Consider the following 23,273-nt stretch of genomic DNA (forward strand, 5'->3'; position numbering starts at 1 on the left):
GAGAGAGGCTGATCGAATTTTGGAATAACGCAAATTCAAATGTATATTCTCAAAAAATTTCAACAAATACAGAAATAGATCCAATTTTACAACCTTCACTCAACCGAGGGGCGGCAAAATTTGCCCTACAGGTAAATATTGCCTATCTACTTTTTTGCGATAAATTAGAGGAATTGTTTCTTTTTATTTCAAAGAAAAATCTTGAATACATATTTATTGTAATTTGTTCCAGTACATTAGTGTTTAGTTAACTTGAATATGCCATTCTAGATCATACAGTCAAATATTGGTGGTAAAAATGCGTGTTTTGGCCTCTGGCTTGGCATTGTTCCTCTGCTCTCTCTTCGTTCAAAGCGTTCCCCTGTCGGCACAAACGGGTCTCAAGGTCGTCGGGACCGGGGACGGTCTGGAAATGCTTCGTGAAATCGGGGCCGGTTTTTCCAGGACGCATCCGGACATAGCGCTGGACATACCACCTAGCATCGGGTCGGGCGGGGGCATTGCCGCCGTCGGAACGGGGGCGGAGCGCATGGGCAGGGTTGCCCGCCCGCTCACGGACAGCGAAGTGGAATACGGACTTGTTTATCTGCCCTTCGCCAAGATCCCGAGCGCGGTTTTCACGCATCCGTCGACTGGTGTGGACGGTCTGACCAGTGAAGACCTTGTCAAACTCTATTCCGGTGAGATCACAAACTGGGCGGACGTGGGCGGCGCCGACCTGCGGGTGCGGCTGGTCCGGCGGGAAGATGCCGACAGTACGCTGCAGGTCCTGAAAGCGACGATGCCGGGTTGGGATGCGCTGACGTTTTCGCCAAGATCTAAAACAGCCCTGACGACACAGGAAGCGATCGAGACGGCCCGGGACGTCGAGGGCGCGATTGCCTTCGGCCCCTACTCCAGCTCGCTGGAAAACGGCTTGTCCGTTTTGAAAATCGACGGCCATCACCCGACGGATGACAGCTATCCGAGCGCGGTGACACTGGCCCTGATCTACAAGGACGGAACGCTTGAGGACGACATGCAGGCCTTCATTGCCTACAGCCAGTCGGACCAGGCGCGGGACTTGATCCGAAACTTCGGCGGTGTGCCCGTCGGCAACTAGCGTTCTCGGCCCCATGATACGTCATTCCTCCCTTCTTTGGCATTACACATACGGCGCGGTCTTCACCGCCGTATGTGCCTTTGCCGGCCTGATCGGCCTGGTGGCGTATCAGCTTGAAAACAGCATGACGCGGCAGGAAACGGAGTTGTTGCAACTCTCGCATGCCCGTTTGCTTGAAACGCTGACAGCGGATGTCGAACTGGCCGGGACCCGGCTGGACTATCTGCTTGAGGACAGGCTGCGGCGCGTCAGAGCCATATCGGAACGCGTCGACACGGTAAAAGCCATTGAATCGCGCAACAATGTCGCCATGTCGGAACTCCTCGGGCCTGCGGCCAGGCAGGCGGATGTCGACAGCCTGGTGGTTCTTGACGACAAGGGCCGTGTCATTGGCGCGTCCTCCTACTCGGCGGATCTTGTCGGGCTCAACAACACCATCCGCCGGTTCAGTTTCTATGAGGATATCGACCAGTCGCTGAAAAGCAGCTATCCGGGACAGCGGCTGACCTATTCAAGCCTGCTTCCGCTTAGGGAGACCAGCATATTCGTCCCCGGTGACAATCTGAATTCTGTCTCGCAGGTGATCTTTGTCCCGGTATTCGACGACTTCGGATATGTGATCGGCGGACTTCTGGCGCAGCGCTGGTTGCGCTCTGAAGAGCCGCTGCTTGCAGATCTCGCCGAAATTAATTCCTTTGAACTGGCCATCCTCGTCGATAACAAGGTGATATCCAGGGCCAACTTCGAAGGTGGTCTTGCGGACCTCGAAATCTCGCCGACGGAACCGAACATTAGCTACAACGGCGCCCGGGTGATTGCGTGCGGCGGGCCGATCTCGCCCATCACCATCTGCGCCATGCTTCCAATCGAGGAGCTGACGTCGATCCAGGCCAAACTGACCAGGATCGGTACCGAAGAAGAGACCAAGTTGCTCAAGTGGCTGTTCCTGTTCGGATTGCTGGCGCTGGTTGCGTTTGCTACCGTTGCCTATCTGCTGTCCAGGCAGATCACCCGGCCCTTGACCAAGATCACCCGGGTGCTGAGCGGTATTGCCGCGGGCGACTTTGAAAGCCAGGTGGCCGGCACCGAGCGGCTCGACGAGGTTGGCGACATTGCCCGTTCGGTTGTGTCCCTGCAGCGGTCGGTGAAAGAGCGCGACGCCCTGCGCACGCGGGTTCATGAAAAGAACACGATATTGCGCTCCCAGGAAGCGCAGCTGCGCGAACAGAACATCCTGTTCGACGCCGCGCTCAACAACATGTCCCACGGGCTGTGCATGTTCGACCGCAATGGCTGCCTGATTGTGTCCAACCAGCGGTTTGCCGAGCTCTTCGGGCTGAAGGCCGACACGCTCAAGTCCGGGCTCAGGGAGGAACAGCTTTCTGCGCTATTGAACGCCGAGTTGCTCGAATCCGACAGTTTGACCCGTGCCGACGGCCGTACCGTCGGGCAGCGGGCCGGAGCCCCGGTCCAAAGCACCAAAATGGAAAAAACCGGCACGGGCCGAATTGTTCTGACCACGCGACAACCTCTGGCAGATGGCGGTTATGTCGCCATTTCGGAAGATATTACCGAACGCCAGGAAGCGCGTGACCGGCTGGCCTTCCTCGCGCGCCACGATATTCTGACCCAATTGCCGAACCGGATCGAATTCCGGGATGAGATGGACAATCGCCTGCGCCGTCAGCAGGAGGTGGGAGGCGAATTCGCCATCCTTTGCCTGGATCTGGACGAGTTCAAGACGGTCAACGATTCCCTGGGTCATCCGATCGGTGACGAGTTGCTGCGCCAGGTGGCGGATCGGCTGCGCGACCTCTGCGATGTTGGCGATTTGGTCGTGCGGCTCGGCGGTGATGAATTTGCCATCTTGACGCGCATGCCTGTCCGGATCGCACAGATTGAAGAGCTGGCCGAGCTGGTGACCTGGAAACTGTCCCAGCCTTTCCTGATCGCCGACCATGAGATCGTCATCGGTGTCAGCATCGGCATTTCAGTCGCAAAAGGCGACGACATCGCCGGAGACGAGTTGTTCAAGCAGGCCGATCTCGCCCTCTACCGGGCCAAGGAAGAAGGGCGCAACACGCACCGGTTCTTCCAGACGGATATGGGCATCGCCGTCAACGATCGCCGCGAATTGATTACGGATCTGCGCAGCGCGGTCGCAAATGGCGAGCTGGAGCTCTATTTCCAACCTCAATATGCGATGCAAGACCTGCGGATTTCCGGGTTCGAGGCTTTGCTGCGCTGGAAACACCCGAAGCGCGGCATGGTGCCGCCGGGCGATTTCATCCCAATCGCCGAGGACACCGGCCTGATCCTGCAGGTGGGCGAGTGGGTCTTGAACGAAGCCTGCCGGATTGCCGCGGGCTGGCCTGACGATCTGCGCATCGCGGTCAATCTGTCACCCCGCCAGTTGCGTGGGCACGCTTTTGGACCAGTTCTGATCAATGCGCTGACGAGTTCGGGCCTTCGCGCGGACCGGCTGGAGCTGGAAGTGACCGAAACGGTGCTTCTGACCGATTCAGAAGAAGTTCTGGACGCGCTTCACCAGGCCAAGACCCTGGGTGTGAAGGTCTCCATGGACGACTTCGGCACGGGATATTCCTCGCTCAGTTACCTGCGCCGCTTCCCGTTTGACAAGATCAAGATCGATCAGTCTTTCGTGCGGTCCATGGCCTATTCTGAGGAATCCGTGTCAATCGTGAAGGCCGTGATCGAACTGGCCAAGAACCTGAAGATGACCACCACGGCAGAGGGTGTCGAAACGCGAGAGCTGCTCGACATGCTCGCTGACATCGGTTGTACGGACGCTCAAGGGTATTATCTGGGTCGCCCGATGCCGGTTGATGGCGCGGCTGAACTGATCCTGTCCGGCCAGGAAGCCATCACCACCGCGGCTCAATAGATCCCTGTCAGCGACCGGCCGATGCCGTTCCGAACGGCGCCACCGCCTTTCGCAGCAGATTGCCGGCAAAGGCCGTCAGTCCCTTGTCTTCTTCCGCGACATAAAACGGATCGGCGTAAAAGGTTGCGCCCGAACTGAGCGCGATCTCCCGCATGGCTTCGACATGGGCCGGGGCGCCGGCGGAATACACCACATGATCCGCCGTCAGCGGGCCGACCAGGTCCTGGGGGCGGTCGCGCAGAACGGTTTCACTGTCGCCATCGCTCGCAGTCAGCGTGATCGGAATTCCATGGTTCTGCAGCCAGCGCACGGCATCTCGCATATAAAGGCCGTCCCGGGTGCGGGCGCCGGCAATCACCCGGATCTCGCGGCCCGGTTGACCCATGCTCGCGGCAACGGCGATCGACCAGATTGGTGCAAACCCCGTTCCGGTCGAGGTCAGCAGGATCGGTTCGGGTTGACGGCGCAGGAAGGCATTGCCGAACGGGCCGCGCAGCTTCACCGCATGGCCGACTGAGATTTCCTTGCCGAGTTTCGACGAGACGATGCTGTTTTCATAGACCTTGATGTGGAAGACGATGACGCCCTCCTCGGCATCGAGATTGAGTGGCGTCGTCGGGCTGTAGTCTCGCGGCGGATAGCCGGTAAAAGTCGCTCTCAGATATTGGCCCGCGAGCCAGGTCACCGGGCGGACGGTCCGGACGCGGACTTCAAGATAGTCTTCCTTGATGGTCCGGATGCTTTCAACGGTTCCCTTGATCGTCTTCACGATAGGCACCGGATCATAGGAAATCTCGGCATCGCCTTCCAGAACGGCAAGGCAGCCCAGCACCGTGTCCTTTTCCCGCGTGCCCAGATCGTCGACCGCACCACTGAGAACCCTGACGCGGCAGGTTTCGCACTGGCCGGAACAGCAATCATGCGGAATGACGAGACGCCCCCCCAGACCCGCATCGATCAGGGTGTCGCCGACATTCGCCTTGATCTTCTTGCCGTTGATTGTGACGGTGCAGCTGCTTTTCGACATGGCCGGGTCCGTTTTCTTGAAACGCTAGAAGGGTCAGTTGAAGGTCAGACGCACGGGCCGCGAATGGCGCGTGTGCCGGGTCTGGTTGTGATCGAACACGGATACCCAGACAAAAAGACCGTCCGTCATGGCCAGGTCCTGGTCGTTGCCGGTGTCCATGTCGCGGATGATTTCGAGCGTCCAGTAACCGTCCTCCCATTTGGAACCACCCAGAAGGTCGGCGCGGCTGCCGGTGTATTCGCCCTGGATCAGAACGCCGGGAATGATCGCACCGACCGGGTATTCAGCGTCCTTCTCGGGCGAATATGGAACGCTTTCAGCTTCAAACAGCCACCACTGGGAGCCAGGATCGTCGGTCGCTTCAATGGCAAGATCGATCGCACCCATTTTGGCGGAGATGTCGCTGTAGTCGACGGGAAGGCGCCGGACATCGACGGTACCGTGATAATCGGACCCTGCCTTTTTCTTGTAATTGTAGACGTAGAATGACGTGCCCTCATCGGCGGCATAGCCGGCGCTGTAGCGCCCCTTGCCGGCAGCCTGGGCCTCATTCGGTGCCTTCGGTGTGCTGAAATACATGTCGTCCACACGGCCGAGCATTCCGCCGCGCGAGGCTTTCCATTGCCAGACGTCGATCAGGCTGCCATCGGTGGTGTAATGCAGGCCGCGCCCGTGAAAGGCTGCCGGTTTGTCGCCAAGCGGCTTCGGGCCCATATGGGTCGAATCGCCGCCACCGAAGGCATCCGTTGCCGAAAACGCCACGGAAAACTTGTCTTCGTAATAGGCGGTTTCGTCGGAGAGATCGGCCCGGTTGTTGAGCATGTACCAGCCGTCTTCCCGCTTGATCAGCGGGTGGCGCTTGAGCGACCGGTTTGGATCTTCCCAGCGAAAGGCAAAGGCGATTTTGTCGCCGATCTGGGCCGCGCGTACCTCCACGGTCGAGGCGCCGGTGCCATCAAGGCCGGTTCCCTGCTGTGTTTCCACGAAAACCGGCCGCGCGGCCTGCCACGCGGCATCCGACAGTTCGCCGTCCAGAACGGGCAAATCGGTCGCCTGGGATACCACCAGGTCTTCCCGAGTGATGGAATCGAGCGCCACCGCGCCGGCAAGAACAACCGCACCGATGCCAAGAGAAATGGCGAGAGGGTGCGCCGCCATGCCGGAAAACCGGCGCAATTTCTGCGGCCGGAATAACCGCAGCAGCTGTGCGACACCGCCATAGGCATAATGCAGGACCACATGGGCAACGATGTAGCCCAGCACGACCAGGGCAGAGGTATAGTGAACCGTCACCCAGATGCCGCCATGGCCGAGATAGAGCCAGACCCCGGTGGCAGTCAGTGTCAGCACGGCTGCAAACAGGATCCAGTAGGCAATCACATTGACAGCCGACAGGCGCAGCTTGGTGCTGGCCGGCAGGGTCAGAACCACCATTTTCTTGGAAGAAACCCGCCGCTTCAGACGGGCCAGGGACATATACGCCGCATAGGCGAAGATCAGCGCCAGGACGAAGATTGCGGAAAGATAGTGCCAGGTCCAGATCTCGCCCTGTGGCAGGATCGGTTCAAACAGCTTGGAGAACCAGGCATGTTCGGCGTCGGTCGACAGTCTCAGGCCGGTCACCAGGCTGGCGACAATGGCAACAACGAGTGTCCAGTGCAGCAGGATCGTTCCGATATCGCTGCGGACCAGCGGGGCCTTGTCATCCGGCCTTCGCGCCGAAGCCCGTGTTTGCTTGTCTGGTTGCCGTTTTGCAGAACCGTCGGCGGATTTGGGAGCAGGCGTCAGCTCGAGTGCGTGCTCAGTCACTTGGTCCGTCAACTTCCCCTCCAGGATCAGGATTCGCGAACAGGTTTGCGCAACGGGCGTTGCAACCAGATGTTAATATAACGCGAAAAGGCGAGGCTAAAAAAACCCATTTTTCATCAAAAGTGAAGCAAATTTAAGCAATACAACTTAGATTAAACCTATCCTTGCGTAATAATGCATGCATTAATGCATTACGTAGCGTAATAATCAAAGAAGATTTGGTAGTGGTATTTTGTCAGGCAACGATTCGAATAGCGCGTTCGTGGCTTTCGAAGGCGATTAACTGCCGATTAAACGAGCGAAACTGTCCAGGGTTCGCAAATGGCCGAAGGTTCGGCGAATACATTTGCGGCAGGCTGGAAAATATCGCCTTCTGCCTATGTCGATCACCGGAAATGGTGCGTCCCTTGGTTCAGCGGAGCTGGATGGCGCTGACCTGATCCATCACGATATCCATGGCATCGCCTGCTTCGTCTCCCAGACCGGCAATGAAGATGTTCAATCCCGAGTTCGGGTCGTATCGCCAATCGACCGAAAAGACGATGTTCGCACCGGAATGGGTGTAGACAATCGTTCCGTCGGAAGACTGAAGCCGGACGACGCCAAAGCCGTAAGACTTGGGTGTTGGAACCTCGCCGCCATGCGTAAAGCCCCCCTGCCACAGCGCCGGGTCGACGATGCGGCCGCCAACCAGATCTTCATAAAAGGTCATGGCGTCGGGCGGTGTGGCGACGGCGCCGCCATTACCCAGAAGATTCCATCCAACTGTTGGACCGCCCCAACTGGCCCGGTGAATGGGCAGTTTGCGATAAAGGGTCAGCCAGACCCGGCCGCTGATGGCCGAGGCGTCTTCGCGATAGGTCGTTTCATAACCGATTGCGGGAATTTCTGCGTCCGGGAAGAGTGTCTTTGCCATCAGGGGCTCGAAGGCCTCGCCGGTTTTTCTTTCCAGGATCGCCGCCAGCAGGGCATAGCCGACATTCGAATAGGCATAGGACGTGCCGGGCCGGTTCAGCAGAGGCGTTCGAAACACGCGGGCCAGATAATCTTCGCGCCCGATCCTTTCCTCGTCCGAACCAACGGCATCCGGCAATCCGGCCCTGTGTGTCAGCAGCTGACGAAGTGTGATGGACTTCTTGTCCTCCGGAACGCCGTCCAGCAGAGTATCAAGCGTGTCATCCAGCCTGAGCGTTCTGTTTTCGACATGTTTCAGAACCACGGCCGCAGTTGCCGCCTTGGTGTTCGACCCCAGGTCGACCAACGTCTCTTCAGGCGCCAGGCTGTCGTCCCTGAAGGCGCCGAACTCGCGAAAATGCCGCGTCTCGCCGATCCGACCAAGGCCGACGATGACCGAAAGGCCAGAGGCCTCGAGTTTTCCGGAAATTGCATCGACCAGCCGGTCGGTAGCCGCAACGTGGTTGCTGTCGCCGGACGCGGCCAGCGTGGCGCTTCCTCCGGTAGAGAACACGGCAAAGCAGGTGGCGGCGCCCAGCAAAAAAGCGCGAAACTTGGATGAAAAAGTCATGTCAACCGGAACAATCGAAGGCTTGTGCGATGCACCCTAGCTCTGCAGACTTTGCTTGCCAAGGAGCGATTGAAACCGATCCCTTGATCCAGGTCATACGCGCGTAATGGTTTCTCTCTTAACTTCTTTCCAGTTCAGTCTTGAGGGGTTCAACGCAACGGTCTGAACAGTTGTGCGCAGCCGTAAAACCCGCCTAAGATGATTTATCGGCGTTTTCGCTCGACCCGATTTTTTCGAGCATGGAAAGCGCATTGAAGCGATTTGGTCCATTGCCTAGGGGGCGTTGATGCTGGTCTCCCACACAAGAATTGTCGACATCGTCGGAGATATCATCCGCATTCAGGTGTCTTCGACGAAATCGGAATCCGAAGGGCGTCCGTGTCTGGGCGATCTGGCCCTGGTCGAGGCTGGCGACGGCATGACCTCGCTGGCGCAGGTCATCAATATCGACCATGACATGGTATCGCTGCAGGTGAATTCCGGGACCAAGGGCCTGGCGAATAACGCATCGGTCCGGTTTCTCGGCGAACCGGCCAAAGTGACCTATTCCGATAATATTCTCGGCCGCGTCTTTGACGGCGCCGGCCACCCGATCGACCAGGGACCGGACCTGTCCAGCGATCCGGATGTGCCGATCGGTGGTCCGTCGGCAAACCCGATGAAACGCGTTCTGGCCTCGCGCATGATCCGCACCGACGTGCCGATGATCGATATCTTCAATTGCCTGGTGGAGAGCCAGAAGATCCCGATCTTTTCGGTCTCGGGCGAACCTTACAATCCGTTCCTCGCCCGTATCGGCATTCAGGCGGATGCCGACATCGTGGTCTTTGGCGGGCTTGGTCTGATCTTCGACGATTATGCATTCTTCAGGAAGCAGTTCGAGGATGCCGGCGTCTTTCCGCGCACGGTGATGTTCATCAACCAGGCGTCGGACCCGGTGGTCGAACGGCTGCAGGTGCCGGACATGGCCCTCGCGGTTGCCGAAAAATTCGCCGTTGAAGAAGGCAAACGCGTGCTCGTGCTCCTCACCGACATGACCGCTTTCGCCGATGCCATGAAGGAGGTCTCCATTGCCATGGAACGGGTACCCGCCAACCGCGGCTATCCGGGGGATCTCTATTCGCAACTGGCGCGTCGCTACGAAAAGGCCTGCGACTTCAAAGGTTCCGGCTCGGTCACCATTCTGACGGTCACCACCATGCCCGGCAATGATGTGACCCACCCGGTGCCGGACAACACCGGCTACATCACGGAAGGCCAGTTCTACCTGCATTCCGGTGTTCTGGACCCGTTCGGTTCGCTGTCGCGCCTGAAGCAGCATGTCATCGGCAAGGTGACACGCGAGGATCACAACCAGATCATGAACACCATGATCCGGTTTTATTCCGGAGCGCGCGACGCCGAACAGAAACAGTCCATGGCGTTCGAGCTGTCGGACTATGACCGTCAGCTCCTGAAATTCGGCGCCCTGTTCCGGGAACGGTTCATGGACATCGAAGTGTCGAAACCGCTGGAGGAGGCGCTCGACCTGTGCTGGCAGACCCTGGCGGAGTGTTTCGAGCCGGAGCAGCTGCTGATGAAACAGGGGCTGATCGACAAGTATTTCCCGAAACAGAAACAGCCCGCCAAATCCTCTGACGAGGAGGCCGCCTGATGGCTGCCAAGCTGGCCCTCAACAAGTCTTCATTGGCGAAAGAGAGCGCGCAGCTGGCCGAATACAAGCGCTTTCTGCCCTCACTGGAGCTGAAGCGCCTGCAGATCATGGCGGAGCGCGCCAAGGCCAGGGAGACCGCCTCGCGCCTGGATCGCGAATATGCCGAAGAGTTCAGGGGGCTTGCACATGCCTTGCCGATGCTGGCCAACAAGCAGGTGCCGCTGGACGGACTGGTCAGCCTGAAGGATGTCGTCCGGGGAGAACAGAATCTCTCCGGGACCAGACTGCCTACTCTGGAAGACATCGAGGTTGAGACGGAACCTTATTCGCTTCTGGCGCGCCCGCACTGGGTGGATGCCTATGTTGAGGGCATGCAGAAGCTGTTGCGGCTCAATCTGGAGCGCGACGTTGCCCGTGAACGCATCGATCGTCTGGTCGAGGCGGAGGCCGTGATCTCGCGCCGGGTCAATCTCTTCGAGAAGGTTCTGATTCCGCAGGCGGAACGCAACATCAAGAAGATCCGCATGGCGTTGGCCGACGCGGAGCGCGATGCCGTTGTCCGGGCCAAGATCTCCAAGCGCAAGACGGCCGCCCGCGGCGCCGAGACAAGGGTGGCCGAGATATGAGCATCGTACCGCTCGTCAAGGTCAACCTTGTCGGCATTCTGGACGACAAGGACAAGGTTCTGCAGGCAACCCAGGAATTCGGAGCCCTTCACCTTATTCCCCTGACCTCGGCGCAAAAGGAACTGGAAGCGGTTCCGGCCGGGCGCGGCCGCGAAGCAACGGAAGCCCTGCGCTGGCTGGTCAACAGTGCTGCGCAGCGCCGGCCGATGACCCACCCGGACGGCTTTCAGCTGGATCAGGTTGTGGCCAGCGCGCTGGAAAACAAGAAAGCCTTGAAGGAATGCGAAGACCGCCTTGCCCGGCTGGACAGGCGGATCCGCGATGTCGAGCCCTGGGGCGAGTTCAACTTTTCGGATCTGGCCGAGATCGGCGACTACCGCCTCTGGTTCTATGTGGTTCCGGCGGGAAAACTGTCTCAGGTCAACCCCGATGGCAAGATCCTGGAAGTGGTGCATCGGGACAAGTACCGCAGCTACATCGTGCTTTTGTCGCCCGACGAGCCGCCTGCCGATGCAATGCCGGTGCCGCGGACCCATGTCGGGACCGAGGCGCTGTCAAAGCTGAAGCATCAATACGAGCTTGCCGCGATCGAGCTTGAGGAGCTTGAGCTGCAACGCCAGGTCCTGACCAAGTGGCGTTTCGTGCTGGCGCAGAACCTGGCGGCCGCGCGCGACCTCTCCGCCCGCCATCGCGCGTCCCTGGAAACCGCAGACGCCGATCGCGTTTTTGTCCTGCAGGCCTGGGCGCGGACCGACCAGGTGGCCGAGATAGAGGAACTGGCGGCAGGTCTTGGTGTTGCAACCCTGTTTGACGAGGTATCCGACAAGGACCGGCCGCCGACGCTTCTGGAAAACCGGAAGGCGATGGAAGCGGGAGAAGATCTGGTCGAATTCTACCAGACACCCGGCTATCGGGACTGGGACCCGTCGGCCATCGTTTATGTGTCCTTCGTGATCTTCTTCGGCATGATCATGACCGATGCCGGCTATGGGCTCTTGATGCTGCTGCTTCTGTTCCTGTTCCGCAAGCGGTTTGAAGGGTCGGCGCTGGGCCGCCGGATGTTCCGCATGTCGGTCTGGCTGATGGTGTCGACCACGGCTTTCGGCGTGGCCACCGGCAGCTATTTCGGCGTGGCGCCGCCGGAAGACAGTTTCCTTGGACATCTCAAGGTGCTGCATCTGAAGGATGTCGACACCATGATGAAGATCACGCTGACGATTGGCGTTGTCCATATCGTGCTCGCCAACCTGATGCGGGCCTGGCACGAAAAGACCCCAAGCGGACGGTTTCAGCCCATCGGCTGGTGTCTGGTGGCGCTGGGCGGTTTGGCGACCTTCCTCGGTCAGGGGACCCTGTTCGGCACGGCGGGACCCGTCAGCGTCGTGCTCGGGCTGCTGACCGTCGGTTTCTTCGGCAGCGACCGCAAGGTCGACAGCGTCACGTCCGGCGGCATGCGCATCTTCGACGGTCTTGCCGCGCTGGCCCGCATCGTCAACATCTTCTCCGATGTGCTCAGCTACATGCGGCTGTTTGCACTGGGCCTTGCGGCAGCTTCGCTGGCGGAAACCATCAACTCGCTCTCCGGTCAGCTCAACCATGCAGTGCCGGGGGTCGGGCTTCTGATCGCGATCACCGTTCTGGTCATTGGCCATGCCATCAATATCGGCCTTGGTCTGATTGCGGGCTGCGTGCATGGCCTGCGTCTGAATGTCATTGAATTTTTTAATTGGGGTTTGAAAGACGAGGGCACGCCCTTCCGTCCGTTCAAGAAAGAGGAGACACGCCTGTGAACGAATTCGTTGTGGCTCTCGGTTGGTTTGGACTTTACGCGCCGGTTGCGCTTGGTGCCATCGGCAGCGCCTGGGGCTGTGCGCTGGGCGGCAGCGCCGCGATTGGTGCGATGCTGGACAGTGACGGCGGCTATGGCCGTTTCATCGGTGTGTCGCTGATGCCGTCTTCCCAGGTGATCTACGGCATCGTGATCATGTTCTCGCTGCAGCAGGCCCAGGTCGATGCGGCCAATGGTGCAGCCCTGTTCGGTATTGGTGTCCTGTCCGGCTTCACCATGCTCTTCACCGGCATCCGCCAGGGCGAGGTGCTGGCCTCGGCCATTCACGCCTCCAAGGCCAAGCCTGAAATCTTCGGTATCTCGCTGGCTCCAGCGGCCGTGCTTGAAGGTTTCTCGGTGTTCGCGCTTGTCTTCGCGCTGGTCCTGGCCGGCTCCATTCCGAGCTAGGAGGCTGAGATGTCGAAGCACGATTCCTCGAATGAGCTCGAGAATGCCGCCGGTGCAGGTGTTCAGGCGCTGATTGAACGTCTGAAATCGGAAGGTGTCACTGCTGGCCAGGCGGAAGGCGAGGAGATCCTCGCCAAGGCCAGGGCCAAGGCGGATGACATTCTGGCCGAGGCGCAGTCGAAGGCGGACGCGATGCTTGCGAATGCGCGCGCCGAAGCAGCCAGGGAAAAGGCGGCTACCGAAGACGGGCTCAAGGTCGCCGCACGGGACCTGGTTCTCAGCATGCGCAACGAACTGGGTGACCGTATCCAGCAGGAGGCGGGGCGTCTGGTGGCAACCACTCTGGCCGACGAGGCTTTCCTGCAGAAGCTGATCCTGGCCATGGCCGCCAACGCCAAGGACAACGCTTCCGTCAATGACGCAGAGCCGATGGAAGTCGTGCTGCCGGAAAAGGTCGTCACTTTCGAAGAGCTGAAGCAGTCGCCGGAAGCGGTTGAGCCGGGCACATTGACCCATTTTGTCATTGCGCTGGCGGGACAGGCTTTGCGGGACGGCGTGACCTTCTCCACTGCGCCGGGGTTTGACGGCATCAAGATCAAGCTGACCGACCGGAATGTCTCCATCGACCTCACCGAAGAAGCGATTGCAACGCTCCTGAAGCGTCACCTGCAGCCGCGTCTGCGGGCCGTGATGGAAGGGGTTCTGCGCTGATCATGAGCCGGCCGCACCAATATATCGCCCTGGTGACCAGTCTGCCCCATCTGGGCAAGCTGTTCACGCGCAAGGAGGTGCCGATTTCCGAGTACCGGTTGAAGCAGCGCCTGTCGATGCTGGAACCGGAACATCGCAACGTGCTCAAGGAGATCGTCGAAATCACCGCCTGGGCAGGTGTGGCCAAATATAGCAACGACAAGGATGTGATCCGCCGGGCCAACCAGGTGATTGCGGATCTGAAAGACTATCCGGACCTGCAGCATCTGGTCGGCGCGCGCATGGAAACGCGCACACTGATCGCCGCATTGCGTCGACGCCGTGCTGGTCAGGAAACAGCCGGCGATATCCAGACCTGGGGATTTGGCCGCTGGTGCGGCCAGATCCAGGCGAACTGGAGCGACCCTGCCTTCGGACTTGGCCATTTCATGCCCTGGATCGCCGACGCTCACAGACTGATGCAGACCGGCGACGAGATCGCCATGGAACGGCTGGCGCTGACCCAGGTGTTTCAGCAGCTGGATCACTACAACGCCTTACACGAGTTCGATTTCGAAGCCGTCGCCATCTATGTGCTGCGCTGGGTGATCGTCGAACGCTGGTCGCGCTACAACGCGGATGATGCCGCGGCGCGGCTGGAACGTCTGGTCGCCTCGGCCCTGGGACAGACACAGGACGTTGATCCTGAATCCGTGCCCGGGGACATACTCACCGATACCAATTCTGCTCTTGAGGGAGCCCTTTCATGACGAGCCATGTCCAGCTTCCGGAACCGACGGCTGAAATCATTGCCGTTCAGGACGATCTAGTCACACTGTCGCCTCTCGGGACCGCTCCACTGATCAAGAACGAGGTGGTCTATATCATTCCGCATGGGCCGGAGCGGGAAGGCAAGCCGCGGGAATATCTGAAAGCAGAGGTTCTGCGCGTGCGCGGCACATCCGCCGAAGCCCAGGTGTTTGAAAGCACCCATGGCGTTCGGGTCGGTGACAAGGTGATCCAGAGCGGCGAGATGCTGTCTGTGGCGCTTGGCCCCGGATTGCTGAGCACGGTGTTTGACGGGCTGCAGAACCCGCTCGCCGATATTGCCGCCGAGCACGGCTTTTTCCTGCCGCGCGGCGTTCTGACCAACGCGCTCGACCAGAACCGGAAATGGTCCTTTGAACCCAAAGTCAAATCCGGAGACACACTGAAAGCGGGCGAGACCCTCGGCACCGTTCCGGAAGGCCGGTTCGAACACAAGATCATGGCGCCATTCTCAATGACCGGCACCTGGACGGTCGACCGGATCCGCGAAGGCACTTTCACCATCAACGAAGTCGTTGCGACGCTGAAAAACGATCGCGGTGAAACGCGCGATCTCACCATGGTGCAGCACTGGCCCGTGCGCCGGGCAATCCCCGAGGGCCTGGTCAAGACCGGCCAGAGCGAGCGGCTCTATCCGAGCGAGCCGCTGATCACGACGCTTCGCCTGATCGATACGTTTTTTCCGATTGCCCGCGGTGGCATGGGCTGCATTCCCGGGCCCTTCGGCGCCGGCAAGACGGTCCTGCAATCGCTGATCTCGCGTTTTTCGGCGGTCAACATCGTGATCGTGGTCGCCTGCGGCGAACGCGCCGGCGAGGTGGTGGAGACCATCACCGAATTCCCGCACCAGCCGGACCCCTCCGGTGACGGCACGCTGATGGACCGCACGGTGATCATCTGCAACACCTCGTCGATGCCGGTCGCGGCCCGCGAGGCCTCGATCTATACCGGCATCACGCTTGGCGAATATTACCGCCAGATGGGCTATGACGTGCTGCTGATCGCGGACAGCACGTCCCGCTGGGCCCAGGCCATGCGGGAAACCTCCGGACGGCTTGAGGAAATTCCGGGCGAAGAAGCCTTTCCGGCCTATCTGGATTCGGCGATCAAGGGCGTTTACGAGCGGGCCGGCGTGCTTCGTACGGCCACCGGCGACACCGGCAGCCTCACCATGATCGGCACCGTGTCTCCTGCCGGCGGCAATTTCGAGGAACCTGTCACCCAGTCCACTCTCGGCACGGTCAAGACCTTCCTCGGTCTCTCCTCCGAGCGGGCCTACAAGCGTTTTTATCCGGCGGTTGATCCGCTTCTGTCCTGGTCGCGTTATCACACCCAGCTCGGTGACTGGTACGCGGACAATATCGGCCCCAACTGGGTGCCGCGCGTCGAGGAGATGATTGATCTGCTCGCCAAGGGCGACGAGATCACGCGCATGATGCAGGTCACCGGCGAGGAAGGGGTGTCGACCGAGGACTTTGTGCTTCAGCAAAAGGCGCTCTTTCTCGACATGGTCTATCTGCAGCAGGACGCCTTTGACGATGTCGACGTGTCGGCGCCACTTGCCCGCCAGCAGGAGACCTTCGATCTTGTCTACAAGATCGCCAACACGGATTTCGCCTTCGAGGACAAGGACGCAGTACGGAAGTTCTTCACCGAGCAGACCTCGCTCTTCAAGAACCTCAACTATTCCGCCGATGGCAGTCAGGACCGCAAGGACCTCCTGGCGAAGATTTCCGCCAATGTTGGCGCCGCACCGACGCATGTGACGGGCTGAGGCGTCTCGGCCAGAGGCCGAGCCACAACTCTAGGCCTCGTCGAGACAGCCTGTCTCCAAACTCCAGCCTCATCCTGAGGAGCGCGCTTGCGCGCGTCTCGAAGGATCGGCTGCATGCTCCGGAACAGGGGACCGATCCTTCGAGACGGACCTGACGGTCCTCCTCAGGATGACGCTATTTTTGTTGCGCCGGTTCGTCGAACGACGCCCAGTTATCCCTCAAAAACGCTCAGGATCTCTTCCAGCGGCTTCTTCTTCTTGGCCACTGCCGGAACCGTTGCGTCTTCGGCCGGGTGCCCCACCGCCAGGATCATGATCGGTTTTTCCGCCTCCGGCCGGTCCAGGATCTCGTTCAGGAATTTCATCGGATTCGGCGTATGGGTCAGTGTGGACAGGCCCGCATGGTGCAGGGCGGTGATCAGAAGCCCGGTGGCGATGCCAACGCTTTCAGGCACATAATAGTGCTTGTATCGGCTGCCGTCGTCATAGGTGCCCCAGCGCTGAGCGAAAATCACGATCAACCAGGGCGCAATGTCGAGATGCGGCTTCTCGGCATCCGTTCCGATCGGTTCGAGCGCCTTGATCCATTCGTCGCCGGCGCCGCCATCATAAAAACGCTGTTCTTCTTCTTCGGCAGCCAGCCGGATCCGGTTCTTGAGTTTCGGTTCGGAAATGGCGACAAAATGCCAGGGCTGCTGGTTGGCGCCGCTCGGCGCCGTGCCGGCCGCACGAATACAAGCCTCGATGACAGACCGGTCCACCGGCTGATCCGAGAATTGACGCACGGTGTGGCGTGTGCGCACGTCTTCATAGAACTCTTCTGCCCGTGCCAGCATCTCCTTCGTGTCGAAGTCGCGCCGATCGGGAAGCGGCAGCGGTTGATAGGTCAGGGCCGATTTCGAAATCATCTGTTTTCCCTTCTTCACTGACGGGCGGAAGCTGAGGTCACAACTCCACCGGTCCTCCTCCCAGGTCGCGAAAGTATGCGCTGAATAACGGTGCGGCAGGCAACCAAAAATCTAGAATAGAGGATTTGCAACCTCAAGGCGGTCGCATAAGCTGCTGCAACAGCTTCATTTCGGCTTGCTGAAAAAATAACCTTGACCAGTGACAGGGCAGCTTTCTAGATTTTCTTGACCAATTGGTCAGTGTGGTGCGTCAGGAAGGCAAACATGCCCCGGTGCCCTGCTGTGGCCAAATTGCCAAGGTGCTGTGGACGTGTGGGAGCCGTCCTGTTGCGGTCACCCTGGCAACCGGTATCAAAGTTCCAGAGACGGGTTTTGCCACAGGTGCAAGATCCATAACCAGTAGGGGAATGGCAATGAAGGCATTGAAACGTCTGGCGCTCGCATCCGTTTTGGGTGCAGGCCTTGCCTCCGGCGCGGCTCAGGCCGCCGACGAGCTGACACTCCAGTTGAAATGGGTCACCCAGGGCCAGTTCGCTGGCTATTACGTGGCCAAGGACAAGGGCTTTTACGAAGAAGAAGACCTGGACGTCACCATCAAGCCGGGTGGTCCGGACATTGCTCCGCCACAGGTGATCGCCGGTGGCGGTGCAGACGTGATCATCGACTGGATGCCGTCCGCCCTTGCCTCCCGCGAAAAGGGCGTGCCGCTGGTCAACATTGCCCAGCCGTTCAAGAAGTCCGGCATGATGCTGACCTGCCGCAAGGAAACCGGCATTTCCATTCCGCCGGATCTCAAGGGCAAGACCCTCGGTGTCTGGTTCTTCGGCAACGAATATCCGTTCCTGTCCTGGATGAGCCAGCTCGGCATTCCGACCGAAGGCGGCGCTGATGGCGTCACGGTTCTGAAGCAGGGCTTCAACGTCGATCCGCTGCTGCAGAAACAGGCCGACTGCATCTCCACCATGACCTATAACGAATACTGGCAGGTCATCGATGCCGGTATTCCGGAAGAGGACCTCGTCGTCTTCAAATATGAGGACCAGGGCGTTGCAACGCTCGAGGATGGTCTTTACGTGCTGGAATCCAGCCTGGAAGATCCGGCGATGGTCGACAAGCTGGCGCGTTTCGTCAGGGCTTCCATGAAGGGCTGGGCCTATGCAGCCGAGAACCCGGAAGAAGCTGCCGAGATCGTTCTGGAAAACGACGCCACCGGCGCCCAGACCGAAAAGCACCAGATCCGCATGGTCGGTGAAATCGTCAAGCTGGTCGACGGCTCTGACGGCAAGCTGGACTTGGACGCTTATGAGCGGACGGTGAAGTCGCTTTTGAGCGGCGGCTCCGCACCGGTCATCACCAAGTTCCCGGAAGGAGCAACTTCCACGGCGGTGACCGACAAGCTCTGAGTCAGGCAATCGCACAGGCAATTGAGAAGGGCCGCCCGCCGGGCGGCCCTTTTCATTTGTGCCCAGGCACCAAGTTGGCTGCGCGTTAGCCCTCGCGCACCTCCCCGAGAATGAAGTTGGTGGGTTGCCAGGTGGAGGGATATCAAGCGCCCAATTTCCAGCCAATTGCTGTTTGGCGCCGAATTTCCGATACGAACTGCCGTACCGGCATCGTGTATTGACGACAACTGATCCTATAAATACAAATTCAGAAGAACAATGTTTGCTGAGATTGTGGAAATTGTGGAATCAATTTCTAACAATGCGAGGAGGGGACGTGGGCAAACACCAGCAGCCGGACGTGGAGACGTCTCCGCCTGTCTCTGACGAAATACGCCGGACAACCTGTTACATGTGCGCCTGCCGCTGTGGCATCAACGTGCATCTGAAAGACGGCAAGGTTGCCTATATCGAGGGCAATCGCGACCACCCGGTCAACAAGGGCGTGCTCTGCGCCAAGGGATCGGCCGGCATCATGCAGGTGAATGCGCCCTCAAGGCTCCGCGCACCTTTGAAACGGGTCGGGCCGCGCGGGTCCGGTGAGTTTCAGGAAATCAGCTGGGACGAGGCGCTGGAGATTGCCACCGGTTGGCTGGCGCCGATCCGCAAATCCGCGCCCGAAAAGCTTGCCTTCTTCACCGGCCGCGACCAGTCGCAAAGCTTCACAAGCTTCTGGGCGCAGAATTTCGGCACTCCGAACTACGCCGCGCATGGTGGTTTCTGCTCCGTCAACATGGCAGCCGGCGGCATCTACACGATGGGGGGCGCCTTCTGGGAGTTCGGTCAGCCGGATTGGGAACGCACCAGACTGTTCCTGCTCTTCGGCGTGGCGGAAGACCACGATTCCAATCCGATCAAGATGGGATTGGGCAAGCTGAAGGCCAAGGGCGGCAAGGTCATCGGCATCAATCCCATCCGCTCCGGCTACAACGCCATTGCGGACGAATGGGTCGGCATCACGCCGGGCACCGATGGCCTGTTCATCCTGGCCTTGGTGCATGTGCTTCTGAAGGCCGGCAAGATCGATCTCAATTATCTTGCCCGCTTCACCAATGCACCCTGCCTGGTCAACAATGATCCGGCTTCGGCCGACTTCGGCCTGTTGCTGCGTGACACTGACGGCAAGCTGCTGGTGATCGACCGGGCCAGCGGCAAACCGGTGCCTTTCGATCAGAAGGGCGTCCAGCCGGATCTTGCGGCCCGCTTCGACCAGCACGGCTACACGCATCGCACCGTGTTCCAGATCCTGGCTGAACGCTACCTGGATGAAAGCCACAGCCCGGAGGCTGTTGCCGAAAAATGCGGCGTTACAGCCGGTCGCATTCGGGCGGTTGCTGCGGAAATCGCCCGTGTAGCCTTTGACGAAGCCTTCGAACTGGACCAGCCCTGGACCGATTTCCGGGGAGACCGGCACGACAAGATGCCCGGGCGCCCGGTCAGCTTTCATGCCATGCGCGGCATTTCGGCTCATTCCAACGGATTCCAGACCTGTCGATCCCTGCATCTTTTGCAGATCCTGCTGGGCACGGTGGAGGTTCCGGGGGGCTTTCGTTTCAAACCGCCCTATCCGAAGCCTGTTTCAGCCCACCCGACGCCGCATTGTCACTCCAAGCCGGACTGCCCGCTGGACGGGCCGAATCTCGGCTTTGTGCGTGGTCCGCAGGATCTGGCGCTCAAGGACGACGGCACGCCGGCGCGCATCGACAAGGCCTTTTCCTGGGAAAACCCGATGTCGGCCCACGGCCTGATGCATATGGTGATTTCGAACGCTCATGCTGGTGATCCCTACAGGATCGACACGCTGTTTCTCTACATGGCCAACATGTCCTGGAACTCCTCCATGAACACTCGTGGGGTCATGGAGATGCTGACGGACAAGGATGAGAACGGTGACTATGTCATCCCGCGGATCATTTATTCCGATGCCTATTCTTCCGAGATGGTCGCCTATGCCGATCTGATCCTGCCGGATGCCACCTATCTGGAGCGTCATGATTGTATCAGCCTGCTCGACCGGCCGATCTGCGAGGCCGATGCGGCTGCCGACGCCATTCGCTGGCCGGTGATCGAGCCGGATCGCGACGTGCGCGGTTTTCAATCCGTGCTGGTGGATCTCGGCGCGCGTCTGGATCTGCCCGGATTCATCAACGAAGACGGCAGCGCAAAATACAAGGATTACGCAGACTATATGGTTCGCCACGAGCGCCGGCCGGGTATCGGTCCGCTGGCCGGGTTCAGGGGCAATGGCACGGAAACAGGCCGTGGAGCGGCCAATCCGGATCAGCTTGGCCGCTATATCGAAAACGGCGGTTTCTTCGTCGAACATGTGCCGGAAGAAGCCGCTTTCTACAAACCCTGGAACACGGCCTATCAGGATTGGGCGGTCGGTCTCGGCTTTTTCGACAAGCCCCAGCCCTATCTCTTCGAACTCTATTCAGAACCCCTGCGCCGGTTTCAGCTGGCGGCGGAGGGACAGGGAGAACGGCAACCGCCGGAACATCTTCGGGAGCGCATCAGAAAAACCTTCGATCCCCTGCCGATCTGGTATCCGCCGCTGGAAGAGACGGAAGTCGACACAAAAACCTATCCCGTGCGGGCGCTGACCCAACGGCCGATGGCCATGTATCATTCCTGGGGCAGCCAGAATGCCTGGTTGCGCCAGATCCATGGCCGCAATCCGCTCTATCTGCCGACGCGGATCTGGCAGACGCATGGTTTTGCGGAAGGTGACTGGGCCAGGGTGACGTCGCCGCACGGCGAGATCATCGTACCTGTGGCGCATATGGCGGGATTGAACGAAAACACAGTCTGGACCTGGAACGCCATCGGCAAGCGCAAAGGCGCCTGGGCCCTTGAGGAAGATGCGCCGGAAGCCACCAAAGGCTTCCTTCTGAACCACCTGATCCACGAGTTGCTGCCACCCAAGGGGGACGGCTTGCGCTGGTCGAATTCCGACCCGGTCACCGGGCAGGCTGCCTGGTTCGATCTGCGTGTGCGCATTGAAAAAAGCCCGCCACCGGATGAAGCCCAACCCTCCATTGACCCGCAGCAGTCACCGGTCGGCCAGGGACCCGACAAGGTGCTTCAAAAGGTGCGTCCATGACCCAGTTGCCTGATCGCACCGAAAAAAAGCTTGGCCTTGCCATCGATCTCGACACCTGTGTCGGCTGCCACGCCTGTGTCATTTCCTGCAAGGGCTGGAACACCGAGAATTATGGTGCGCCGCTCAGCGACATCGATGCCTATGGCGGTGACCCGGTCGGAACCTTTCTCAACCGGGTTCATTCCTACGAGGTTCAGCCCGCCGGTGGCACGTCCCAGACGATCCATTTCCCGAAATCCTGCCTGCATTGCGACAACGCCCCTTGCGTTACGGTCTGTCCGACAGGAGCCAGCTACAAGCGCTCTGAAGACGGCATTGTCCTGGTCAACGAGGACGCCTGTATCGGCTGCGGACTGTGCGCCTGGGCCTGTCCTTATGGGGCCAGGGAGCTGGATCAGACCGCCGGTGTCATGAAGAAGTGCACGCTTTGCATCGACCGCATTTACAACGAGAACCTGGAAGAGGTGGACCGGGTGCCGGCCTGCGTCCGGACCTGCCCGGCCGGCGCACGCCATTTCGGTGACTTTGCTGATCCTGACAGCAATGTTTCCAGGCTTGTGGCCGAACGGGGAGGCATTGACCTGATGCCGGAGCAGGGCACGCAGCCGGTCAACAAGTATCTGCCACCCCGGCCCAAGGACCGTCTGGTGGACATGATGGAATCAGACCCGCAAATGAAACCGGTGGCCGAGACACCCAAGGGCTTCCTGGCCTGGCTCGACAAGACCCTGGAGGCACTCTGATGCATCCGGCGCCTTCCGTCATCGTCTTTACAGTTCTGTCCGGCCTCGGCTTCGGCTATCTCGCCTGGCTCGGCATTGGCTTGCCTGCGGCCACTGGTTGGACCGCGTTTTTTGCGTACCTGGTGGCATTCGCCCTAGCCGTTGGCGGATTGCTCGCGTCGACATTTCACCTTGGAAACCCGCAACGGGCCCTGAAGGCCTTTACACAGTGGCGAACGAGCTGGCTGTCGCGGGAAGGCTGGCTGTCCGTTCTGGCGCTCTGCGTGATGGCGGTTTACGGCTTTGCCGCTGTCTTCTTCGACACCTTGCTGGCGCCGGTCGGCTATCTCGGCGCCGTGCTCAGCGTCGCAACCGTCTTTGCCACCAGCATGATCTATGCCCAGCTGGCAACCGTGCCGCGCTGGAACCACTGGCTGACGCCGGCGCATTTGCTGTCGCTGGCGCTGGCCGGCGGCGCTGTCCTTGCCGGGCAGGTGCTCGCCGCCTTGCTGTTGCTGGCCGTGGCCGGTGGATTGCAGGTTCTCTATTGGGTCCTTGGCGATCGGCGGTTCGGCGAACGCGGCCACACGATCGAAACGGCAACGGGTCTCGGGGACAGGGGCAGCGTGCGTCTCTTCGAACCACCGCATACGGGCACCAACTATCTCTTGAAGGAAATGGTCTATGTCGTCGGCCGCAAACACGCACAAAAACTGCGTGTGATCGCCTTTCTCATGAACTGCCTGTTTCCGATCCTGATCCTCGCTGTGTTGCCGGCCGGCATTGTGACCATTGGTCTCGCCGCCCTTGTCTACCTGGCTGGCACATTTGCCTCCCGCTGGCTGTTTTTTGCCGAAGCCGAACATGTTGTCGGTCTTTATTACGGCAAGCGCTGAACAGACCGCCGCTTTTCGGTTGTGCG

17 protein-coding genes are annotated in these 23,273 nt (G+C 59.7%); 13 read left to right on the plus strand and 4 right to left on the minus strand.

Annotation, left to right across the window (positions count from 1 at the left end):
* Nucleotides 1-298 precede the first annotated feature (298 nt).
* A complete protein-coding gene (locus tag ACO6TG_RS16015; RefSeq protein WP_422374112.1) occupies nt 299-1,102 on the plus strand; it encodes a PstS family phosphate ABC transporter substrate-binding protein in 804 nt (267 codons plus the stop codon).
* Nucleotides 1,103-1,115: 13 nt separating this feature from the next.
* The gene (locus tag ACO6TG_RS16020; RefSeq protein ID WP_422374113.1) at nt 1,116-4,007 is read left to right on the plus strand and encodes a bifunctional diguanylate cyclase/phosphodiesterase; all 2,892 of its coding nucleotides are present in this window, start codon (nt 1,116-1,118) and stop codon (nt 4,005-4,007) included.
* 7 nt (nt 4,008-4,014) lie between these two features.
* On the opposite strand, the gene ACO6TG_RS16025 is transcribed toward ACO6TG_RS16020, so the two are convergent.
* The 3 genes from ACO6TG_RS16025 to ACO6TG_RS16035 form a co-directional block, all read right to left on the minus strand.
* Complete coding sequence (locus ACO6TG_RS16025; RefSeq protein WP_422374114.1) at nt 4,015-5,034, minus strand: 2Fe-2S iron-sulfur cluster-binding protein; 1,020 nt, start codon at nt 5,032-5,034, stop codon at nt 4,015-4,017.
* Nucleotides 5,035-5,067: 33 nt separating this feature from the next.
* Nucleotides 5,068-6,855 (minus strand): ethylbenzene dehydrogenase-related protein, encoded by a 1,788-nt coding sequence (locus ACO6TG_RS16030; protein ID WP_422374115.1) that lies wholly within the window; start codon nt 6,853-6,855, stop codon nt 5,068-5,070.
* Between the two features lie 400 nt (nt 6,856-7,255).
* Nucleotides 7,256-8,368: a serine hydrolase domain-containing protein gene (locus tag ACO6TG_RS16035; RefSeq protein WP_422374116.1), complete on the minus strand. Its 1,113-nt coding sequence runs from the start codon at nt 8,366-8,368 to the stop codon at nt 7,256-7,258.
* Nucleotides 8,369-8,654: 286 nt separating this feature from the next.
* On the opposite strand from ACO6TG_RS16035, the gene ACO6TG_RS16040 reads away from it, so the two are divergent.
* Genes ACO6TG_RS16040 through ACO6TG_RS16070 form a run of 7 tightly spaced genes read left to right on the plus strand, consistent with a single transcriptional unit; the run spans nt 8,655 to nt 16,176 of the window.
* Entirely contained in the window at nt 8,655-10,022 is a 1,368-nt protein-coding gene (locus tag ACO6TG_RS16040) for a V-type ATP synthase subunit B (protein WP_422374117.1), read from the plus strand.
* Nucleotides 10,022-10,648 carry a V-type ATP synthase subunit D gene (locus ACO6TG_RS16045; protein WP_422374118.1) on the plus strand — a complete coding sequence of 209 codons (627 nt, stop codon included), beginning with the start codon at nt 10,022-10,024 and terminating at the stop codon, nt 10,646-10,648. Before ACO6TG_RS16040 ends, ACO6TG_RS16045 begins: the two co-directional genes overlap by 1 nt.
* On the plus strand, nt 10,645-12,438 hold the full coding sequence (locus tag ACO6TG_RS16050) for a V-type ATP synthase subunit I (RefSeq protein WP_422374119.1): 1,794 nt from the start codon (nt 10,645-10,647) through the stop codon (nt 12,436-12,438). The genes ACO6TG_RS16045 and ACO6TG_RS16050 overlap by 4 nt, the downstream gene beginning before the upstream one ends.
* On the plus strand, nt 12,435-12,884 hold the full coding sequence (locus tag ACO6TG_RS16055) for an ATP synthase subunit C (protein WP_094073266.1): 450 nt from the start codon (nt 12,435-12,437) through the stop codon (nt 12,882-12,884). The genes ACO6TG_RS16050 and ACO6TG_RS16055 overlap by 4 nt, the downstream gene beginning before the upstream one ends.
* 9 nt (nt 12,885-12,893) lie before the next feature.
* Nucleotides 12,894-13,595 (plus strand): hypothetical protein, encoded by a 702-nt coding sequence (locus ACO6TG_RS16060; protein ID WP_422374120.1) that lies wholly within the window; start codon nt 12,894-12,896, stop codon nt 13,593-13,595.
* Between the two features lie 2 nt (nt 13,596-13,597).
* Entirely contained in the window at nt 13,598-14,344 is a 747-nt protein-coding gene (locus ACO6TG_RS16065) for a hypothetical protein (RefSeq protein WP_422374121.1), read from the plus strand.
* A complete protein-coding gene (locus ACO6TG_RS16070) occupies nt 14,341-16,176 on the plus strand; it encodes a V-type ATP synthase subunit A (protein ID WP_422374122.1) in 1,836 nt (611 codons plus the stop codon). The genes ACO6TG_RS16065 and ACO6TG_RS16070 overlap by 4 nt, the downstream gene beginning before the upstream one ends.
* Nucleotides 16,177-16,388: 212 nt before the next feature.
* On the opposite strand, the gene ACO6TG_RS16075 is transcribed toward ACO6TG_RS16070, so the two are convergent.
* On the minus strand, nt 16,389-17,084 hold the full coding sequence (locus ACO6TG_RS16075) for a nitroreductase family protein (RefSeq protein WP_422374123.1): 696 nt from the start codon (nt 17,082-17,084) through the stop codon (nt 16,389-16,391).
* Between the two features lie 407 nt (nt 17,085-17,491).
* Between ACO6TG_RS16075 and ACO6TG_RS16080 the strand changes: the two genes are divergently transcribed.
* The 4 genes from ACO6TG_RS16080 (at nt 17,492) to ACO6TG_RS16095 (ending at nt 23,247) form a co-directional block, all read left to right on the plus strand.
* Nucleotides 17,492-18,487: an ABC transporter substrate-binding protein gene (locus ACO6TG_RS16080; RefSeq protein WP_422374124.1), complete on the plus strand. Its 996-nt coding sequence runs from the start codon at nt 17,492-17,494 to the stop codon at nt 18,485-18,487.
* A 391-nt stretch (nt 18,488-18,878) separates the two neighbouring features.
* Nucleotides 18,879-21,629 carry a molybdopterin oxidoreductase family protein gene (locus ACO6TG_RS16085; RefSeq protein ID WP_422378893.1) on the plus strand — a complete coding sequence of 917 codons (2,751 nt, stop codon included), beginning with the start codon at nt 18,879-18,881 and terminating at the stop codon, nt 21,627-21,629.
* The gene (locus ACO6TG_RS16090; protein ID WP_422374125.1) at nt 21,626-22,372 is read left to right on the plus strand and encodes a 4Fe-4S dicluster domain-containing protein; all 747 of its coding nucleotides are present in this window, start codon (nt 21,626-21,628) and stop codon (nt 22,370-22,372) included. Before ACO6TG_RS16085 ends, ACO6TG_RS16090 begins: the two co-directional genes overlap by 4 nt.
* The gene (locus ACO6TG_RS16095) at nt 22,372-23,247 is read left to right on the plus strand and encodes a dimethyl sulfoxide reductase anchor subunit family protein (protein ID WP_422374126.1); all 876 of its coding nucleotides are present in this window, start codon (nt 22,372-22,374) and stop codon (nt 23,245-23,247) included. Before ACO6TG_RS16090 ends, ACO6TG_RS16095 begins: the two co-directional genes overlap by 1 nt.
* Nucleotides 23,248-23,273 lie beyond the last annotated feature (26 nt).

The organism is Roseibium sp. (assembly GCF_965233565.1).
Taxonomy (GTDB): Bacteria; Pseudomonadota; Alphaproteobacteria; order Rhizobiales; family Stappiaceae; genus Roseibium.

Coding starts and splice junctions, on each gene's coding strand:
- ACO6TG_RS16015 (WP_422374112.1), top strand. CDS start 299: ATGCGTGTTTTGGCCTCTGGCTTGGCATTGTTCCTCTGCTCTCTCTTC.
- ACO6TG_RS16020 (WP_422374113.1), top strand. CDS start 1,116: ATGATACGTCATTCCTCCCTTCTTTGGCATTACACATACGGCGCGGTC.
- ACO6TG_RS16025 (WP_422374114.1), bottom strand. CDS start 5,034: ATGTCGAAAAGCAGCTGCACCGTCACAATCAACGGCAAGAAGATCAAG.
- ACO6TG_RS16035 (WP_422374116.1), bottom strand. CDS start 8,368: ATGACTTTTTCATCCAAGTTTCGCGCTTTTTTGCTGGGCGCCGCCACC.
- ACO6TG_RS16040 (WP_422374117.1), top strand. CDS start 8,655: ATGCTGGTCTCCCACACAAGAATTGTCGACATCGTCGGAGATATCATC.
- ACO6TG_RS16045 (WP_422374118.1), top strand. CDS start 10,022: ATGGCTGCCAAGCTGGCCCTCAACAAGTCTTCATTGGCGAAAGAGAGC.
- ACO6TG_RS16050 (WP_422374119.1), top strand. CDS start 10,645: ATGAGCATCGTACCGCTCGTCAAGGTCAACCTTGTCGGCATTCTGGAC.
- ACO6TG_RS16060 (WP_422374120.1), top strand. CDS start 12,894: ATGTCGAAGCACGATTCCTCGAATGAGCTCGAGAATGCCGCCGGTGCA.
- ACO6TG_RS16065 (WP_422374121.1), top strand. CDS start 13,598: ATGAGCCGGCCGCACCAATATATCGCCCTGGTGACCAGTCTGCCCCAT.
- ACO6TG_RS16070 (WP_422374122.1), top strand. CDS start 14,341: ATGACGAGCCATGTCCAGCTTCCGGAACCGACGGCTGAAATCATTGCC.
- ACO6TG_RS16075 (WP_422374123.1), bottom strand. CDS start 17,084: ATGATTTCGAAATCGGCCCTGACCTATCAACCGCTGCCGCTTCCCGAT.
- ACO6TG_RS16080 (WP_422374124.1), top strand. CDS start 17,492: ATGGCAATGAAGGCATTGAAACGTCTGGCGCTCGCATCCGTTTTGGGT.
- ACO6TG_RS16085 (WP_422378893.1), top strand. CDS start 18,879: ATGTGCGCCTGCCGCTGTGGCATCAACGTGCATCTGAAAGACGGCAAG.
- ACO6TG_RS16090 (WP_422374125.1), top strand. CDS start 21,626: ATGACCCAGTTGCCTGATCGCACCGAAAAAAAGCTTGGCCTTGCCATC.
- ACO6TG_RS16095 (WP_422374126.1), top strand. CDS start 22,372: ATGCATCCGGCGCCTTCCGTCATCGTCTTTACAGTTCTGTCCGGCCTC.